This window comes from Polaromonas sp. P3_B4, from assembly GCF_056402835.1.
Window position 1 is genome coordinate 1,880,947 of the sequence record NZ_JBFUGQ010000001.1, and the last position, 13,736, is coordinate 1,894,682.

General features: G+C 62.4%; 11 protein-coding genes. 9 read left to right on the plus strand and 2 right to left on the minus strand.

The annotated features are described in order from the left end of the window. The first annotated feature begins 26 nt into the window (after positions 1 to 26). On the plus strand, positions 27 to 1,721 hold the full coding sequence (locus AC1DVV_RS08985; RefSeq protein WP_477665803.1) for an NAD(P)H-dependent oxidoreductase subunit E: 1,695 nt from the start codon (positions 27 to 29) through the stop codon (positions 1,719 to 1,721). 109 nt (positions 1,722 to 1,830) lie between these two features. Then, on the plus strand, positions 1,831 to 4,668 hold the full coding sequence (gene fdhF / locus AC1DVV_RS08990) for a formate dehydrogenase subunit alpha (RefSeq protein WP_457280475.1): 2,838 nt from the start codon (positions 1,831 to 1,833) through the stop codon (positions 4,666 to 4,668). A 204-nt stretch (positions 4,669 to 4,872) separates the two neighbouring features. On the opposite strand, the gene rraA is transcribed toward fdhF, so the two are convergent. Both rraA and AC1DVV_RS09000 read right to left on the minus strand, forming a co-directional pair. Continuing rightward, positions 4,873 to 5,385 carry a ribonuclease E activity regulator RraA gene (gene rraA / locus AC1DVV_RS08995; RefSeq protein ID WP_457280474.1) on the minus strand — a complete coding sequence of 171 codons (513 nt, stop codon included), beginning with the start codon at positions 5,383 to 5,385 and terminating at the stop codon, positions 4,873 to 4,875. Beyond that, the gene (locus AC1DVV_RS09000; protein WP_007873193.1) at positions 5,382 to 5,873 is read right to left on the minus strand and encodes an Lrp/AsnC family transcriptional regulator; all 492 of its coding nucleotides are present in this window, start codon (positions 5,871 to 5,873) and stop codon (positions 5,382 to 5,384) included. The genes rraA and AC1DVV_RS09000 overlap by 4 nt, the downstream gene beginning before the upstream one ends. 92 nt (positions 5,874 to 5,965) lie before the next feature. On the opposite strand from AC1DVV_RS09000, the gene yedA reads away from it, so the two are divergent. The 7 genes from yedA (at position 5,966) to AC1DVV_RS09035 (ending at position 13,710) form a co-directional block, all read left to right on the plus strand. Further along, on the plus strand, positions 5,966 to 6,889 hold the full coding sequence (gene yedA / locus AC1DVV_RS09005; protein ID WP_457280473.1) for a drug/metabolite exporter YedA: 924 nt from the start codon (positions 5,966 to 5,968) through the stop codon (positions 6,887 to 6,889). 110 nt (positions 6,890 to 6,999) lie between these two features. Beyond that, the gene (locus tag AC1DVV_RS09010; RefSeq protein ID WP_122956824.1) at positions 7,000 to 7,458 is read left to right on the plus strand and encodes an SWIB/MDM2 domain-containing protein; all 459 of its coding nucleotides are present in this window, start codon (positions 7,000 to 7,002) and stop codon (positions 7,456 to 7,458) included. A 415-nt stretch (positions 7,459 to 7,873) separates the two neighbouring features. Beyond that, entirely contained in the window at positions 7,874 to 8,884 is a 1,011-nt protein-coding gene (locus AC1DVV_RS09015) for an ABC transporter permease subunit (RefSeq protein ID WP_457280472.1), read from the plus strand. Beyond that, positions 8,881 to 9,780: an ABC transporter permease subunit gene (locus tag AC1DVV_RS09020; RefSeq protein WP_457280471.1), complete on the plus strand. Its 900-nt coding sequence runs from the start codon at positions 8,881 to 8,883 to the stop codon at positions 9,778 to 9,780. The genes AC1DVV_RS09015 and AC1DVV_RS09020 overlap by 4 nt, the downstream gene beginning before the upstream one ends. A gap of 132 nt (positions 9,781 to 9,912) precedes the next feature. Continuing rightward, positions 9,913 to 10,929 carry an ABC transporter ATP-binding protein gene (locus AC1DVV_RS09025; RefSeq protein ID WP_457280470.1) on the plus strand — a complete coding sequence of 339 codons (1,017 nt, stop codon included), beginning with the start codon at positions 9,913 to 9,915 and terminating at the stop codon, positions 10,927 to 10,929. Further along, complete coding sequence (locus tag AC1DVV_RS09030; protein ID WP_457280469.1) at positions 10,926 to 11,936, plus strand: peptide ABC transporter ATP-binding protein; 1,011 nt, start codon at positions 10,926 to 10,928, stop codon at positions 11,934 to 11,936. The genes AC1DVV_RS09025 and AC1DVV_RS09030 overlap by 4 nt, the downstream gene beginning before the upstream one ends. Before the next feature lie 136 nt (positions 11,937 to 12,072). Next, positions 12,073 to 13,710 (plus strand): ABC transporter substrate-binding protein, encoded by a 1,638-nt coding sequence (locus AC1DVV_RS09035; RefSeq protein WP_457280468.1) that lies wholly within the window; start codon positions 12,073 to 12,075, stop codon positions 13,708 to 13,710. Positions 13,711 to 13,736: the final 26 nt, after the last annotated feature.

Sequence of the window (13,736 nt, forward strand, 5' to 3'; positions counted from 1 at the left end):
AGCCACACAGCGAGCCCACACGCTTCATGAACCACCCCATCATTCCCATCGCCGTCATCGACGCCTCCAAGCAGCGAAAGCGTCAAGCACCCAAGGGGCGCCGCGTCGACCCGCAGTCGTTGGCCGAAGTGCAGAGCCTGTTGGGCACCGAGTCGCGTCAGCCGGACCTGCTGATCGAACACCTGCACAAGATTCAGGATAAGTTCGGTCACCTGTCGGCCGCCCATCTGGCCGCACTGGCTCAGGAGATGAGGCTGGCGCAGACCGAGGTCTATGAGGTGGCAACCTTCTATCACCACTTCGACGTGGTTAAGGAGGGCGAAGCCGCTCCAGCCGCACTCACGGTGCGGGTCTGCGATGGCTTGGCCTGCGAAATGGCAGGCGCCAAAGACCTTTTGGACAGGCTGCCCGCCCTGCTCGGCCGGGACATCCGCGTCATCGCAGCGCCTTGCATTGGTCGATGCGAGCAGGCCCCTGCGGCCGTGGTGGGACAAAACCCGGTGCCGAACGCCAGCTGCGAAACCATCGCCGCAACCGTGGCGGCAAGGGCCACCCAGCATGTTCCCGAAGGTTTTACCGACCTGCCCGCCTACCAGGCGAAAGGCGGCTACAGCCTGCTCAAGCAGTGCATTTCGGGCGAGCGCGATATCGAGACTGTTCTCAAGACCATGGAAGACTCCGGCCTGCGCGGTCTGGGCGGCGCCGGCTTTCCTTCCGGCCGAAAGTGGCGCATCGTACGTGCCGAAAAAGGCCCGCGCCTGATGGCGGTCAACATCGACGAAGGCGAACCCGGCACCTTCAAGGACCGCGTTTACCTGGAGCGTGACCCGCACCGCTTCCTCGAAGGCATGCTGATCGCTGCCTGGGCTGTCGGCATCGAAAAAATCTACGTTTACCTGCGCGACGAATACCACGGTTGCCGCAACATGCTGGAGGCCGAAGTGGCCAGGCTGAGGCTGGACCCCCTGATGACCGGCATGCCCGAAATCGAACTGCGCCGCGGCGCGGGCGCCTACATCTGCGGCGAAGAGTCGGCCATGATCGAATCCATCGAAGGCAAACGCGGCATGCCCCGCCTGCGCCCCCCCTACGTCGCACAAGTGGGCTTGTTCGGCCGGCCGACGCTCGAGCACAACTTCGAGACTCTGTATTGGGTGCGCGACATCCTGGAAAAAGGCGGTGAGTGGTTCGCTTCGCACGGCCGCAATGGCCGCAAAGGCTTGCGCTCGTTCTCCGTGTCCGGGCGGGTCAAGGAGCCTGGCGTCAAGCTGGCACCGGCCGGCATCACCATCCAGGAGCTGATCGACGAATACTGCGGCGGCATGCTGGACGGCCAGAAGTTTTATGCTTACCTGCCCGGCGGTGCTTCAGGCGGCATCCTGCCCGCCACGATGAACACCATCCCGCTGGACTTCGACACGCTGCAGCCTTACGGCTGTTTCATCGGCTCGGCCGCCGTGATGATCCTGTCCGACAAGGACACAGCCACCGATGCGGCACGCAACATGATGCGATTCTTCCACCACGAGTCCTGCGGCCAGTGCACGCCCTGCCGTGTCGGCACGGCAAAGGCGGCGCATCTCATGGAGCAACCCAAGTGGGATCTCGCTCTGCTGGCAGACCTGTCTCTGGTCATGCGCGACGCATCGATCTGCGGCCTCGGTCAGGCAGCGCCCAATCCCATGGACTGCGTCGTCAAGTACTTCTCCCATGAACTATGAGCCCCCACGCTTGTCGCTTTGCGTACTACGCTGCCCCCCGAGGGGGCTGGCCTTGCTTGGGGCGGCCCGGCGCTGCGGCCGGCCTAGCTGTGCACTTTAAGGATCTCCCATGAATGCAATTACCCGCCAGGAACTCGCCGAACTCGACTCGCCGCTCGTAAGCTTCAGCCTCAACGGCCGCGAAGTCCAGGGCCGCGCCACTGAATCCTTGCTCCAGGTCGCCAAGCGCGAAGGCGTGGAAATCCCCCACCTGTGCTTCAAGGAAGGCCTGGAAGCCGTCGGCAACTGCCGCTCCTGCATGGTCGAGATCAACGGTGAGCGCGTACTCGCTCCCTCATGCTGCCGGGCACCGGCCGCCGGCATGAAGGTCGTCACCGATAGCGAGCGCGCCGTGGCATCGCAAAAGATGGTGCTGGAACTGTTGCTGTCGGATATGCCCGAGAAGGAATACACCCGCAACAACGAGGTGGACCAGTGGGCGGCCAAAATCGGGGTCGGCAAGCCTCGCTTCGAGGCGCGCCCGCAGGTGCGTCAGGATGTGTCCCACCCGGCCATCGCCGTGAACCTTGACGCCTGCATCCAGTGCACGCGCTGCCTGCGCGCCTGCCGTGACGAACAGGTCAATGACGTGATCGGGCTGGCCTTCCGCGGCGACCAGGCCAAGATTGTTTTCGACATGGACGACCCCATGGGTGTGTCCACCTGCGTGGCCTGCGGCGAATGTGTCCAGGCCTGCCCGACAGGTGCGTTGATGCCGGCCCGTGAAGCTGCACTCACCGTGCCGGACAAGCAGGTCGAGTCGGTCTGCCCGTATTGCGGTGTCGGCTGCCAGCTGACCTACAACGTCAAGGACGACAAGATCCTGTTTGTTGAAGGGCGCGACGGCCCCGCCAACCATGAGCGCCTGTGCGTCAAGGGCCGCTACGGCTTTGACTATGCACACCACCCCCATCGCCTGACCAAACCCTTGATCCGCCGCGAAGGCATGCCCAAAACCGGCGACTTCACGATGGATCCGGACCGCGTGATGGACGTGTTCCGCGAAGCCAGCTGGGAAGAAGCGCTGGAATTCGCCGGCGGCAAGCTGGCCGCCATCCGCGACCAGCATGGCAAGAAATCGCTGGCCGGCTTTGGCTCTGCCAAGGGCAGCAACGAAGAAGCCTACCTGTTCCAGAAGCTGGTGCGCACCGGCTTTGGCAGCAACAATGTGGACCACTGCACGCGCCTGTGCCATGCATCGTCGGTCGTCGCCTTGCTGGAAGGCATTGGTTCTGGCGCCGTCTCTAACCCCGTCATGGATGTCACCAAGGCCGATGTGGTCGTGATCATCGGCGCCAACCCGACGGTGAACCACCCGGTGGCCGCCACCTGGATCAAGAACGCCGTGAAAAACGGCACCAAGCTGATCGTGATGGATCCGCGTCGCTCCGACCTCACGCGCGTGGCGCACCGTCACCTGCAGTTCAAGCCCGATACTGACGTGCCCATGCTCAACGCGATGATGAACGTCATCGTGACCGAGGGCTTGGTGGACCAGGCCTTTATCGACAGCCGCACCATCGGCTACGAAGAATTGCGCAAGAACGTCGAAGGCTACACGCCCGAATTGATGGCGCCTATCTGCGGCATCGATGCCGACACGCTGCGTTATGTGGCCCGGCTGTTCGCCACTTCCAAAGGCTCGATGATCCTGTGGGGCATGGGTGTGTCGCAGCACGTGCACGGCACCGACAACGCGCGTTGCCTGATCGCCCTTTCGCTGATGACCGGCCAGATCGGCCGTCCCGGTACCGGCCTGCATCCTCTGCGCGGCCAGAACAACGTGCAGGGCGCGTCCGACGCGGGCCTGATCCCCATGATGCTGCCAGACTACCAGCATGTGTCCAAGCCCGAGGTCCGCGCCAGTTTCGAGAAGGCCTGGAAGCTGGCCCCCGGCACCCTGGACGACCAGGTCGGCCTGACGGTGGTCGAAGTGATGCACGCCATCAAAAAGGGCGGCATCAAGGGGATGTACGTGCAGGGCGAGAACCCGGCCATGTCCGATCCCGACGCCAACCACGCGCGTGAAGCCCTGGCGGCGCTGGAGCACCTCGTGGTGCAGGACATCTTCCTGACCGAAACGGCCTACCTGGCGGACGTGATCCTGCCGGCCAGCGCCTTTCCTGAAAAGGACGGCAGCTTTACCAACACCGACCGCCTGGTGCAGATGGGCCGCAAGGCGATCAACCCGCCCGGCGATGCGCGCCAGGACCTCTGGATCATTACGCAGATCGCCAACCGGATGGGCTGCGGCTGGCATTACAACCATGTCAGCGAAGTCTTCGACGAGATGCGCCACACCATGCCGAGCATTGGCGGCATCACCTGGGACCGGCTTGACCGCGAGCATTCGGTCACCTACCCCTGCATGAAGGAAGGCGATCCCGGCCAATCGGTGGTATTCGTGGACGACTTCCCCCGCGAAGGCGGCCGCGCGAAGTTCGTGCCGGCCGACATCATCCCGGCCAATGAGCGCCCGGACACCGAATACCCGATGGTGCTGATCACCGGGCGCCAGCTGGAGCATTGGCACACCGGCAGCATGACCCGGCGCGCCACGGTGCTGGACGCGATCGAGCCCGATCCTGTCGCCCTGGTACACCCGCTCGACCTTGCCGCCATGGGTGGCAAGCCCGGCGACGTGGTGACCATTGAGTCACGCCGCGGCAAGGTGGAGCTGTATGCCCGCGCCGACGAAAGCTCGCCACGCGGCGCGGTTTTTGTACCTTTCTGTTACTACGAGGCGGCCATCAACAAGCTGACCAACGCCGCGCTGGACCCGTTTGCGAAGATCCCGGAGTTCAAATACTGCGCGATCCGCGTGTCGCTGGGCGGCGTGCCACCCGAGCAGGATAGCTACGGCGGTGGGCAAGCGCTGAAGAACTCGATCGCTCTTGCGGGGTTCTGAGTATTTTTTGGCAGCAATGAGAAGCAGGGCATGAGCGGCCCGCCTCTGCTGCGTAAAGACAGCGCGTGAGTGCTATTAAATTTATAGCCGCTTACGCCCTTGTTTATTGGGTTTCAGGCCGATTTTGCCAATAATCCATCCAGCGCCCCCGCTGCAAACTTCTGCGCCCGGCGGCAGAGCGCCTGGATTGCAAGCGCCCTGCGTCTACGCTTGCGCAGGCGCCGGCATCACCACCACCCCGTCCTCGTCGGAGTAGAGCCAGTCGCCCGGCCGCACCCAGACGCCCTGTATCTGCACAGCGATGTCACGCAGGCCCGCCTGGCGCCTTTCCGTGGGCAGCGGCATGCTTGCCAGGGCGCGGATGCCGGTCTGGCATTGCGCCAGCTCCGCCACGTCGCGCACGCAACCGTCAATCAGCACCCCTGCCCAGCCGTTTTTGGCGGCGGCGGCGCCCAGATTGCCGCCCAGCAGCGCGCGGCGCAGCGAGGCGCCCCCGTCCACCACCAGCACGCGCGCCTCGCCGGGCGACTCCACCGCCGCCTTGACTGGCGAGTTGTCTTCAAAGCACTGAACGGTGACCACAGGCCCGCTGAACTTCTGATGCCCGCCATAGCTCCTGAAAACCGGCGGAAGCACCCTGAAGCGGCCCGAGGTGTCGCCTTTGTGGAGGTCGCAGAGATCGCAGGTGGCGAAGGAGGCGAGATTGTCTTGGCTCATTTTCCGGTGACTTTCTTGATGACGGGTTTGATGTCTTCGCGCCGGGCGGGCAAGACCACCGCATTCTCGCGGGGGGCATTCAGCACGATGGAGGTCGAGGTCTCGGTGAGGATGCAGAACTTGGTCACCACCGCGTCCAGGTGCGCCACGTCGATCACCGCGATTTCCAGCACCCAGCTGTCCTCGCCGGTGACGTTGTAGGCATTGATCACTTCGGGCGTCTGCTCGATCAGCTTGACCACCCGGGCGTACTCGACCCGCCCTACCCGCGCGATAGCGCGTATGCCGTAACCCAGCCGCGCCAGGTCAACCTCGGCCCGGTAACCTTTGATCACGCCGCCCAGTTCGAGCTTGCGCACACGCTCCGTGACTGCCGGCTGGCTCAGGTGAACACGGCGGCCCAGCTCGGCCATGGTGATCCGCGCATCGCGCTGCAGTTCGCCGAGGATGCGGCTGTCGTAATGGTCCCATTCGGTGGTTTCGGTCATATCGCTTTTTAAGCTTTAAATTTAAAGGCCAGCTGCAGTTTTGCCGTTAGTTTTGCATAGTCTGAGGGCGTTTGGCAACCTACCATGCGGGCATGACCTCCGCACTCATTTCATCCTCCGCCACCGGCAAAGCGCCGGCGCTTTTGATCCCTGCCCTGCTCGCCTGTTACCTGGTGTGGGGCTCCACTTACCTGGCAATCCGCTTTGCCCTGATCAGCTTTCCGCCTTTCTTCCAGATGGGCACGCGTTTCCTGGCGGCCGGCCTTCTGATGATGGCTTGGGTGCTGATACGCGGGCACAAGCTGCCCAGCAGGCGCGAGTGGGCCAACGCCGCCGTCATCGGCACCCTGATGCTGGGCGGCGGGATGGGGCTGACAGCATCGGCTGAAGTTCACATCGGCTCCGGACTGATCGCCACCTTCATCGCGGTGGTTCCCATGATGGTGTCGGCCTGGGGCCTCCTGCTGGGCCAGCGGCCCAGCAGGCTGGAGTTCCTGGGCATGGTGGTGGGGCTGGCAGGTGTGCTGATGCTGGTGCAAGGCTCCAGCTTTAGCGCTGCTCCCGTCGGCATGGCGTGCATTGCGGGGGCGACCTTGCTGTGGTCACTTGGCTCGGTGCTGTCCACCACCCGGCTGCCGCTGGCGAACGGCCCCGCGGGTTTTGCCAGCGAAATGTTGTGTGGCGGCGCGGTGTTGATGGTGATTTCTCTTGCATTGGGTGAGCACCACCAGGCCGCCGCCAACTGGCCGGCGCAGCCCGAAGCCCTGCTCGCATGGCTCTATCTCGTGGTGTTCGGCTCGCTCATCGCCTTCAGCGCCTACCTGTATTTGCTGGCCAATGCGTCACCTGCAGTGGCCACCAGCTACGCCTTTGTGAACCCGTTGATCGCGATTTTTCTGGGCGCATTTTTCGCCGGAGAGCACGTCACCGGGGGCGAATGGGCGGCTTGCGGCGTGATTCTCATAGGCGTTTTCCTGATTTTCAGAGGTAAATCTGCAACATCCAGGCGCAAATAAAGTGCGTTTGCACTAGGAAACTGCGTTTTTCTCCAGTAGCATCCGCATTGCCACAAGGAAGAGTAGTTATCCGTGTGGTGATTTATCAACTTCTAGAAGGAAAATCAATCATGGCAACTGCAAAAAAAGCACCGGCTAAAAAAGCGCCTGCAAAAAAGGCTGCTCCGGCAAAGAAAGTAGCTGCGAAGAAAGCAGCTCCTGCGAAGAAGGCTCCTGCGAAAAAGGCAGCGCCTGCAAAGAAGGTAGCCGCGAAGAAAGCAGCTCCCGCCAAGAAAGTTGCGGCCAAAAAGCCAGCAGCGAAAAAAGCGCCTGCCAAAAAGCGCACTCCCAATGCAGCGTTCATGAAGGCACTGACCTTGAGCCCCGCACTGGCAGCCGTGGTGGGCGACAAGCCTCTGCCACGTACCGAGATCGTCAGCAAGCTGTGGGTTTACATCAAATCCAAGGGCCTGCAGGACAAGGTCAACAAGCGCATGATCAACGCCGACGAAAAACTGCGTGCCGTCTTCGGCAAGGCGCAGGTGTCGATGTTCGAGATGGCTGGCCTGATCGGCAAGCACGTCAAGTAATCGGCTCTTGCCGATATCAAAAGGCCGGTATCTACCGGCCTTTTTTTATGCGCGCGTGCAGCGGGGCCTATGCCAAAGCGCCCAGCCGCTGGCACGCTTCCTGCGTTACTCCGGCGCTCTTCCGCCCGCTTCCATTAACGCCCAAAACTACCTGAAACGTCTGCTAATGCCATAGGGTTACTCGGTAGCCTGCCACCAGCGGCACAGTCGAAAACCGACGCTATTGTTGCTAAGATAAAAAATTCCCCGCGGCACCGCCCGCACCAGACTTAACAAAACAAGACTCCATGTCGATGCCACTGCAGCTACTGCATTCAAAAACCGAGGCGGCGGAAAATTTCGCGCGCCCTGCCTGTCACCAGCGCGACGGTTTTCCCACACCCCGCGCCAAGTCCTGCCTTAGCATCCCGCGATAATGCTGCGCTTTATTTTTACCCGACTGAGCCTGATCATTCCCACCTTTTTGGGGATGACTCTGCTGGCCTTCTTCCTGATCCGCATGGTGCCCGGCGACCCGATCGAAACCATGGCGGGCGAGCGCGGCATCGATCCGGTGCGCCACGCGCAATTGCTCAAGGAATATGGCCTGGACCGACCCGTAATGGTGCAGTACGGCATCTACATCGGCCGGGTCCTCAAGGGTGACCTGGGCAAGTCCCTGATCACGCAGGAGCCTGTACTGCGCGAATTCCTCACGCTGTTTCCGGCCACCATCGAACTCGCCGTGTGCGCCATCTTGTTTGCACTGCTGATCGGCATCCCCGCGGGCATTCTGGCGGCGGTCAAGCGAAACTCCATACTCGACCATGGCGTCATGGGGGTGTCCCTCACGGGGTATTCCATGCCTATTTTCTGGTGGGGGCTGCTGCTGATCCTGCTGTTCTCGGTGCAGCTCGGCTGGACACCCGTGTCGGGCCGGCTCTCCGTGCAGTACTTCATCGAGCCCACCACCGGCTTTCTGCTGATCGACTCGCTGCTGTCGGACGACAAGGGCGCGTTCTGGTCGGCCGCCTCGCACCTGATATTGCCCATGATCGTGCTGGGCACCAACCCGCTGGCGGTGATCGCGCGCATGACGCGCTCGGCCATGCTGGAAGTGCTGGGCGAGGACTACATCCGCACCGCGCGCGCCAAAGGCCTCTCCAACCTGCGCGTGGTGGCCCTGCATGCGCTGCGCAACGCGCTGATCCCGGTGGTCACCGTGATCGGCCTGCAGGTGGGCGTGCTGTTCACCGGCGCCATCCTCACCGAAACCATTTTTTCCTGGCCGGGCGTCGGCAAGTGGCTGATCGAAGCCATCAGTCGCCGCGACTACCCCGTGCTGCAGGGCGGCATCCTGCTGCTGGGCGCCATCGTCATGGCCGTCAACCTGCTGGTGGACATCACCTACGGCATCATTAACCCACGCATCAGGCATCAGCGATGAGCACGGCCACCTTGAAACCCGCTACTGCGCCCGCGCCACCGCATCCGCTGCGCGAATTCTGGAACTACTTCAGTGCAAACAACGGCGCCGTGATCGGCCTGGTCATTGTCATTGGCGTGTTGCTGATCGCGCTGTTCGCGCCGCTGCTGGCGCCGCATGCGCCCAATATCACCAACAACGCGGTGTTCCTCAAACCCCCAGCCTGGCAAACCGGCGGGTCATGGACTTACCCCCTGGGCACAGACGCGATCGGCCGGGATATCCTGACCAGGTTGATGTACGGCGCCCGCCTGTCGCTGGTCATCGGCCTGGCTGTGGTGGCGCTGTCGGTGGTCGTCGGCACGGTGCTGGGCCTGCTGGCAGGCTTTTTCCGCGGCATCTTCGAGATCGCGGTGATGCGCCTGATGGACATCATCCTCACGCTGCCCAGCCTGCTGCTGGCCATCGTGATCGTGGCCATCCTCGGTCCCGGCCTGATGAACGCGATGCTGGCTGTCGCCATCGTCGTGCTGCCGCATTACGTCCGTATCACACGCGCCGCGGTGATTGCCGAAACCTCGCGCGACTACGTAACCGCCGCACGCATGAGCGGTGCCAGCCGCATCCGCCTCATGTTCAGCGAAATCCTGCCCAACTGCACGGCGCCGCTGATCGTCCAGGCCTCGCTCGGCGTGTCCACCGCCATCCTGGACGCAGCCGCCCTGGGCTTCCTGGGCCTGGGCGCCCAGCCGCCCTCACCCGAATGGGGCACCATGCTGGCCGACGCCCGCGAATTCGTCCTGCGCGCCTGGTGGGTAGTCACCTTCCCCGGCCTCGCAATTTTGATCACTGTGCTGGCCTTCAATTTGCTCGGCGACGGACTGCGTGATGCATTCGATCCCAAGCTAAAAAGATGAACAAGATTCACCCACCCCTCATGAACCTCTTCGCAAGTAACAGCGCGGAACCGGCTTTGCCGGGCCGCAGCTGTTGCCCCCTGCGGGGGGATCCGGCTACACGAAGTGAGCCGAGAAGGGGGAGTTACTAATATGGCCCTTCTTGAAATCGAAAATCTTTCTGTTGAATTTCCCTCACAAAACGGCGTGATGCACGCCGTCGACGGCATCAGCCTGTCGCTGGAAGAAGGCGAAGTCCTCGGCATCGTGGGCGAATCCGGCTCCGGCAAGAGCGTCACCATGATGGCCTTGATGGGCCTGGTGGCCTACCCCGGCCGCGTGAAAGCCGACAAACTGCGGTTTGCCGGCCACGACCTCCTCAAGCTGTCGCAAGGCGAGCGCAACAAGCTCATCGGCAAAGACGTCGCGATGATCTTCCAGGAACCCACGACCAGCCTGAACCCCTGCTTCACCGTCGGCTTCCAGATCACCGAAACCCTGCGTCTGCACCTGGGCATGGATAAAAAGGCGGCCACACGCAAGGCTATCGAACTGCTTGAGCAGGTCGGCATCAATTCACCCGAAAGCCGCCTGAAGGCCTATCCGCACCAACTGTCGGGCGGCATGAACCAGCGCGTGATGATTGCCATGGCGATTGCCTGCAACCCGCGCCTGCTGATTGCCGACGAGCCCACCACGGCGCTCGACGTCACCATCCAGGCCCAAATCCTGGACCTGCTGCGCAGCCTGCAAAAAGAGCGTGGCATGGCCCTGGTGCTGATCACGCACAACATGGGCGTGGTGTCCGAAATGGCACAGCGCATCGCGGTGATGTACGCCGGCCAGATCATGGAAGAGCAAAGCGCACACGCCCTCTTCAACACCCCGCAGCATCCCTACACCGAAGCACTTCTGTCGGCCCTGCCCGAGCGCAGCGACGGTAGCGCGCGCCTGGCAACCATCCCCGGCATGGTGCCCGGCCTCTATGACCGCCCTGCCGGATGCCTGTTTGCCCCGCGCTGCGCCTATGCCACCGAACATTCCCGCAACGAGCGCCCGCTGCTGCGCGCCTGGAAGGACGGCATGGTTCGCTGCCACTACCCACTGGGTGATCCCAGCCGCGAGGCCAACATCGAACGCGACACCCCCGTGATGGAGGCCGCGCAATGAGCACCGCCACCGTCACTACCCCAGGCACCCTGCCTACCGGCCCCGTCGTCGAGGCCAAAAACCTCAAACAGGTTTACGAAATCCGCCGCGGTTTCATGCGCAAGTCCGACCACCTGCAAGCCGTCGGCGGCGTGTCCTTCTCGGTCCATGCCGGCAAGACGCTGGCTGTCGTGGGCGAATCCGGCTGCGGCAAATCGACGCTGGCCCGCATGGTGTCGCTGATCGAAACGCCCACGGGCGGCGAACTGCGCATCACCGGCATCGACGCCGTCGGCTCCCCCGAAAAGCGCGTGGGCCTGCGCAAGGCCGTGCAGCTGGTGTTCCAGAACCCCTACGGCTCACTCAACCCGCGCAAGAAAATCGGCGCCATCCTTGAAGCGCCGCTTGAAATCAACACCACCCTGAACGCTGCGGAGCGCGCCGAAAAGGCACGCGCCATGCTGGCCATGGTGGGCCTGCGCCCAGAGCACTATGACCGCTATCCCCACATGTTTTCAGGCGGCCAGCGCCAACGCATCGCCATCGCGCGCGCGCTGATGCTCAACCCCATCGTGGTAGTGGCCGATGAGCCGGTGTCGGCTCTTGACGTCTCCATCCAGGCCCAGGTGCTCAACCTGCTGGCCGACCTGCAGCAGTCCATGGGCCTGGCTTACCTGTTCATCTCGCACGATCTGGGTGTGGTGCGCCACATCGCCCACGACGTGCTGGTGATGTACTTGGGCCATGCCGTTGAACAAGGCGAGAAAAATGCCCTGTTCAACCGACCCCTGCACCCCTACACCCAGGCCCTGCTGGCCTCCACACCCGGCTTGGCCGGCACCGGCGTCAAACAGCGCATCGTGCTCAAGGGCGAGCTGCCCTCGCCGCTGAACCCGCCCACCGGTTGCGTGTTTTCCACCCGCTGCCCCCACGTCACCGACCGTTGCCGCGCCGAAAGGCCGCAGCTGCGTGAAGTTGCAGAGCGGCAGGTTGCGTGCCACTATGCTGAAAACTTTCTCACTGCGTGACCTGAAACCATGCGCTCAAGCACCGGTTTCAGGCCACGTTTTTCAATGACCAGGGCGCACAACGTCACAAATGTTGTGCAATCTGGCCGCAAGCCCCGCTGCAAGAAGCAGCATTAACCTCCAAAGGGATCGTCAAATGATTCAGACCAAACCAAGTGCAAGCCGGCTGCGTCCGGTCCAGCGCGCATTGCTGTGCGCTGTTGCCCTGCCAGCGCTGCTGGCACTTTCACCCGTCTCCGCGAAGACGCTGGTGTTCTGCTCTGAAGGCAGCCCCGAAAACTTCTACCCTGGCGTCAACACCACGGGTACGTCGTTTGATGCCAACGAACCCGTCTACAACCGCCTCGTGGAATTCGAATACGGCGGCACCAAGGTCGTTCCCGGCCTGGCCGAAAAATGGGACATTTCCGCCGACGGCAAGGAATACACCTTCCACCTGCGCAAGGGCGTGAAGTGGCATGCCAGCAATAAGGCCTTCAAACCAACGCGCGACTTCAACGCAGACGACGTGCTGTTCATGTTCGAACGCCAGTGGAAAGAAGACAACGCTTTCTTCAAGGTCACCAGCCCCAACCACTCCTACTTCAGCGACATGGGCATGCCCAAGCTGCTGAAATCGGTGGAAAAGGTCAACGACTACACCGTCAAGATCACGCTGGACAAGCCTGAAGCACCGTTCCTCGCCAACCTGGCCATGCCTTACGCGGCCTTGCAGTCCAAGGAATACGCCGACGCCATGCTGAAAGCCGGCACGCCGGAAAAAATCGACCAGGACCCGGTCGGCACCGGCCCCTTCTACCTGGTTCAGTACCAAAAAGACGCGGTCATCCGCTACAAGGCCTTCCCGCAATACTGGGGCGGCAAAGCCAAGATCGACGACCTCGTGTACTCGATCACGCCTGACGCTTCGGTCCGCTGGGCCAAGCTGCAGAAGAACGAATGCCACGTCATGCCCTACCCCAATCCCGCCGACCTCGACGCGATCCGCAAGGACGCGAACGTGACGATCGTCGAGCAGGCCGGCCTGAACGTGGGCTACCTCGCCTACAACACGACCAAGAAGCCGTTTGACGACGTGCGCGTGCGCAAGGCCATCAACATGGCCATCAACAAGAAAGCCATTGTTGACGGTGTGTACCTGAGCACCGGTGTTGCCGCCAAGAACCCGATCCCGCCAACCATGGCCGCATACAACAACGCCATCAAGGACGACGAGTACAACCCCGAAGCCGCCAAGAAATTGCTGGCCCAGGCCGGCTTCCCCAACGGTTTCACCACCGACCTGTGGGCCATGCCCGTGCAGCGCCCGTACAACCCGAACGCCAAGCGCATTGCCGAGTTGATGCAGGCTGACCTGGTCAAGGTCGGTGTGACCGCCGAGATCAAGAGCTTCGAATGGGGCGAGTACCGCAAGCGTTTGCAGGCTGGCGAACACCAGATGGGCATGCTGGGCTGGACCGGCGACAACGGCGATCCTGACAACTTCATGTACACCCTGCTCGGCTGCGCTTCAGCCCAGTCCGCCAGCGGTTCCAACATCGCCAAGTTCTGCTACCAGCCTTATGAAGACCTGGTCCTGAAAGCCAAGACGGTGACCAATCCTGCCGAGCGCATCAAGCTCTACCAGCAGGCCCAGGTCATCTTCAAGGAACAGGCTCCCTGGTTCACCATCGCCCACGCGGTGCAGCTCAAGCCCATCCGCAAAAGCGTGATCGGCTACAAGAACAGCCCGTTCGGCCGCCACAACTTCTACGCTGTCGACATCAAGGAATAATCCTTCATGGCTTGAAGCGGCTTTGT

Coding starts and splice junctions, on each gene's coding strand:
- AC1DVV_RS09025 (WP_457280470.1), top strand. CDS start 9,913: ATGGCCCTTCTTGAAATCGAAAATCTTTCTGTTGAATTTCCCTCACAA.
- AC1DVV_RS09010 (WP_122956824.1), top strand. CDS start 7,000: ATGGCAACTGCAAAAAAAGCACCGGCTAAAAAAGCGCCTGCAAAAAAG.
- yedA (WP_457280473.1), top strand. CDS start 5,966: ATGACCTCCGCACTCATTTCATCCTCCGCCACCGGCAAAGCGCCGGCG.
- AC1DVV_RS09020 (WP_457280471.1), top strand. CDS start 8,881: ATGAGCACGGCCACCTTGAAACCCGCTACTGCGCCCGCGCCACCGCAT.
- AC1DVV_RS09030 (WP_457280469.1), top strand. CDS start 10,926: ATGAGCACCGCCACCGTCACTACCCCAGGCACCCTGCCTACCGGCCCC.
- AC1DVV_RS09000 (WP_007873193.1), bottom strand. CDS start 5,873: ATGACCGAAACCACCGAATGGGACCATTACGACAGCCGCATCCTCGGC.
- AC1DVV_RS09035 (WP_457280468.1), top strand. CDS start 12,073: ATGATTCAGACCAAACCAAGTGCAAGCCGGCTGCGTCCGGTCCAGCGC.
- fdhF (WP_457280475.1), top strand. CDS start 1,831: ATGAATGCAATTACCCGCCAGGAACTCGCCGAACTCGACTCGCCGCTC.
- AC1DVV_RS08985 (WP_477665803.1), top strand. CDS start 27: ATGAACCACCCCATCATTCCCATCGCCGTCATCGACGCCTCCAAGCAG.
- rraA (WP_457280474.1), bottom strand. CDS start 5,385: ATGAGCCAAGACAATCTCGCCTCCTTCGCCACCTGCGATCTCTGCGAC.
- AC1DVV_RS09015 (WP_457280472.1), top strand. CDS start 7,874: ATGCTGCGCTTTATTTTTACCCGACTGAGCCTGATCATTCCCACCTTT.